The sequence below is a fragment of the Rhodopirellula sp. JB055 genome (assembly GCF_043100905.1).
Lineage (GTDB): Bacteria > Planctomycetota > Planctomycetia > Pirellulales > Pirellulaceae > Rhodopirellula.
Genome location: NZ_JBICHO010000622.1, coordinates 1 through 4,095, shown reverse-complemented (window position 1 = coordinate 4,095; position 4,095 = coordinate 1). Strand labels below are relative to the sequence as shown.

3 protein-coding genes are annotated in these 4,095 nt (G+C 58.4%); 2 read left to right on the top strand and 1 reads right to left on the bottom strand.

The features are described 5' to 3' along the window. Positions 1–161 precede the first annotated feature (161 nt). Positions 162–590, top strand: a complete 429-nt coding sequence (locus tag ACF8AM_RS24245; RefSeq protein WP_392558124.1) for a HEAT repeat domain-containing protein — start codon at positions 162–164, stop codon at positions 588–590. Positions 591–700: 110 nt separating this feature from the next. Here ACF8AM_RS24245 and ACF8AM_RS24240 read toward each other — a convergent pair whose 3' ends face one another. Then, positions 701–1,126 carry a hypothetical protein gene (locus ACF8AM_RS24240; protein ID WP_392558123.1) on the bottom strand — a complete coding sequence of 142 codons (426 nt, stop codon included), beginning with the start codon at positions 1,124–1,126 and terminating at the stop codon, positions 701–703. A gap of 388 nt (positions 1,127–1,514) precedes the next feature. On the opposite strand from ACF8AM_RS24240, the gene priA reads away from it, so the two are divergent. Continuing rightward, positions 1,515–3,899, top strand: a complete 2,385-nt coding sequence (priA, locus tag ACF8AM_RS24235; RefSeq protein WP_392558122.1) for a primosomal protein N' — start codon at positions 1,515–1,517, stop codon at positions 3,897–3,899. Positions 3,900–4,095 lie beyond the last annotated feature (196 nt).

The following is a 4,095-nucleotide window of genomic DNA, read 5'->3' as shown; positions in this document are numbered from 1 at the left end:
CCAAGGACTTGGGGCTCATCCCAGAGCCGATTCTAGCCGAACGAGCCAGCGAAAAGGGAAGCCATTATGCCGTATTGCGACAATCAGGCTACAGTGAGCTCGCCAGTCGAGACGCCCCATAGTCAATCGCAGCATCCGAGGGCCCTGGGGCACTGCCTGACATGCGAGCTGCACTTGACGACAGAGATTCGGCGGTGCGTTATTGGGGGGCGACTGGGATCGGGAACGTTTTCGCTCGCGGCGAGATCGACAAACTCCCGTATTTGATGGATCTGCAAGAACGGCTTGCCGACGAATCGGTGACGGTACGAGTTGCCGCGGCCCGGGCGCTTTGTCATTCCGGCAATCCCAAAGCCACGAGCAAGGCTCTTTCCGTCCTCGCGGACACATTGGCGGACGGAGCGCAGTGGGAGCGACTGCAAGCCGCCATTGTCCTCGATGAGATCGATGAGAAAGCGTTGCCGGTCATCGATTCGATGCGAGATGCGCTCGAGCCAAAGCAAGAGTTGTATGCCGATGGCAAGTACACGGTCCGCGTGATCAACCGGGCCCTGAATGAACTGAACGGCACGAACCACACGGTTAAATAGCAGGATGGCTCCGGAGGAGTCTGCGTTCATAGCTCGGGGCGGAAGCCCCGAGAGGACCATCCAGCAACCATCTAGCCGCCCCGGATGGGGCCGTCGAAATGCATTTTATGTCACGTGGGTTGCGGTCGCGTTGCTCTCGCGAGAGTTCCACCCAGGTATCCCATTGGCAAGTACGCTCCGACCAAGTCCAGAACGATGAACCAGAGTGGGCCTCCGAAGGTCATGGCCATCGTGATGCCGCCCAGAAGAAAGAACACGCCAATGCCCAGTGCAAACTTCATCTTGTGACTTGCAGCGATCTTAGCGGCAACGAATGCGCCGACGAGCGTGCCTGATGCGTGAGCCAGCCAAGGTGCGAAGAAGTTGGCGGGTTTGAGAAGTTTGAGGTTCTCGGCGAATTGGTCCATGTCCGACATGTCCACGCCTTCAGGGACCGGAATCAGGATCGGACCGATGGTGACGATCGCCATGTTCAGCACGCTGCCGAGGAAGAGACCTGCGACGACTGCCAGAATGTTTCTCAGAATCGTGGGCACTGAGCGGCTCCGTGGATGCATTGGGCTCGGTTGATGTTCTGACTTGGTTGTTCGGCTGAGTTCACCATCGCAATGTTAGGTGTCACGAACCCGCGATCTTAATTCCTTGAAAGTATGACTCGCTAGGAAATCAGTGTAATGCCTGGGCGGAATTCAAACGACGTGATGTTCTGTTCCTGGGCGAAAGCTTCACGACCGCTGGGGGATCGTCTGTCACCGAACCGAGGAAGCCCCGAGAACGAAAAGGCAAATCAACGAAGGCGGGGAAGGGCAGGGCAGGTGGGAGAACCGCACCGTCGATGTGTTGGGTGACCAGACGTGTCGCGGGGTGGGCCGATGATAGATGAGTTGTCTTTTGCCGGGCGGGAAGAAAAGGAGCTCACACGTTATGTTGTCTGAATCATCGTTGTCCAATCTGGGCGATCCGACTTTGAACTTTCCTCCTTTTGCCGCCCCGCCCGTGCCCGCTGACTCGTCCGAACCGACCCAGAACGAATTGTTCGAAACCGATCCTCCCCCCTGGGAGTTGACGGTTGGCGAAGACGTTCAGCTTGCGTCGATCGTGTTCAGCCGCTCGCCGCACGGGCCTTACGACTACCGAATCCCGGATGACTTGCTGGATGTCCTGCGTCCCGGGATGCGTGTGGGTGTGCCGCTGGGGCATCGTAAAAAGCCGACCCCTGGTTGGTGCGTGTCGATCAAGACCGGCAACGCGGCGCAGCAGAAACTTCGCGACGTGGCTGAGGTCATCGATGACGAACCGCTGTGCGATGCGGCGCTGGTTCGTTTGGTGATGTTCATCGCGCATTATTACCAAGTCCCCGCTGGGCAAGTCTTTGACACGTTGATTCCCGCCAGCGTTCGCGACAACGCGGGCACACGGAAGACGACTTACTTCCGACCGGCACCGGGGCTGACCGAAGAACAAATTGCCAAGTTGCCATCCAAGCAACAATCGGCGATGCGGTTCTTGATCGCTCAAGGTCGACCGATGACCGCGGCGGAACTTGCGATCATGGCCGAGTGCACCGAAGACCCGATTCGGCGGTTGCGGAAGAAGGAGCTTTTGATCCCCGAAGTGCGACGAGAGCTCAGTCAAAACATCCGCATTCGGGCTCAGTCCAACGATGGCGAAGCCAGAAAAACGCATGAGCTGACGGCGCAACAAGAGAATGCTCTGTCTCGGATCAACTCCGCCGTCGACAGCGGACGCGGTCGGACGTTGTTGCTGCACGGCGTGACCGGCAGTGGCAAAACGGAGGTCTACATTCAGGCGATCGAGCATGTTGTCAAACAAGCGGGATCGGCGATCGTGTTGGTGCCCGAGATCAGCCTCACGCCACAGACCCGTGGACGATTCGAAGATCGTTTCGAGAACGTTGCGGTGTTGCACAGCCAAATGTCCGCGTCGGAACGTCACTTCCACTGGCAGCGGATTCGTCGAGGAGAGGTCCAAGTCGTCATTGGGCCACGCAGCGCCGTGTTTGCGCCACTGCCAAACCTGGGGCTGATCGTGATCGACGAGGAACACGACACCTCGTTCAAGCAAGACAAACAGCCTCGTTATCACGCTCGCAAGGTGGCTCACGCACGAGCGATGGCACTTGGCATTCCGTTGGTGCTGGGTTCCGCGACGCCGTCGATGGAAGCTTGGCACGCGACGCAAACCGGGCACGCGGAATTGGTCACGATGTCGGAGCGGGTCGGCAATCGTCCAATGCCCGACGTCCAACTGGTGGACTTGCGAGTCAAAGAGGAACGCGGCAAGGGCGGCGCGATCAGCCGACCCTTGCACGCGGCGGTGCTGGAAACACTGAAAGAAAAAGGCCAAGCGATTTTGCTGCTCAACCGACGTGGCTACGCGACGACGATCCAGTGTCCCGCTTGCGGTACCGTGTGCGCGTGTCCTGATTGTGACCTGCCGCTGACGCATCACCGCGATGGTGGCAAGGCGATGTGCCACTACTGCGATTACACGATCCCGACGCCGCCATGGTGTCCCGCGTGCCGATTCGATGGGATTCGCTACGGAGGTTTGGGCACGCAGAAATTGGAAATGGAAGCCAAAGCGCGCTTCCCCGATGCCCGCATTGCTCGGATGGACAGCGACACGATGAAGCGGGCCGGCAGTCACCAACGGGTGCTGTCGGAGTTTCGTGCTGGCGAGATCGATGTGTTGTTGGGCACGCAGATGATCGCAAAAGGGTTGGACTTTCCCAACGTGTTGCTGGTCGGTGTGATCAACGCGGACTCAGCGTTGCACTTCCCTGACTTTCGAGCTGCCGAACGAACGTTCCAGTTGGTCACTCAGGTCGCTGGGCGAACGGGACGTGGCGATCGAGGCGGCCGAGTGATCGTGCAGACGTTCACGCCGGAGCACCCAGCGATTCAAGCCGCGGCGCGGCACGACTATTTGAAGTTCGTCGAAGACGAAATGGTCAATCGCAAGAAGTTCAATTACCCGCCGCTTGGCAGCGTGGCACGGATCATCATTCGCGGTCCGATCGAAGACAAAACCGAATCAGTGGCTGATGCAATTGTTGACCGCTTGGAAAAAGCTCGCGATCTACTCAAAGCGGAGGTACGCATTCTTGGTCCAGCACCACCACCGATCGTCAAAATCAGCGGCAAGTATCGTTTTCACTTGTTGTTGCAAGCCACGGAAGCAGCGGTTGTCGGTGAAGTCATCCGGCGAGGCCTGGCGGATTTCAAAGTCGATCCCAAAGAGGAAATTGAGTTCTTGGTCGACATCGATCCAGTCAATTTGATGTGATCGAGTTTGGATTTCGTTGGAAGCGCCGCGATCGCTCGGCTGGTTCCGACCGCCCGTGCCCGTGCTCGTGCTCGTACTCGTGCTCGTTTTAATTTGCTCCCCCCTTGGAAAAAAGGGGGGGGGCTGCCACCGTCGTCTGTGGAGGGTTGCGTGCTGGATCAAATGCTCGACCCTCCCCTCGCTTCGCTCGACCCTC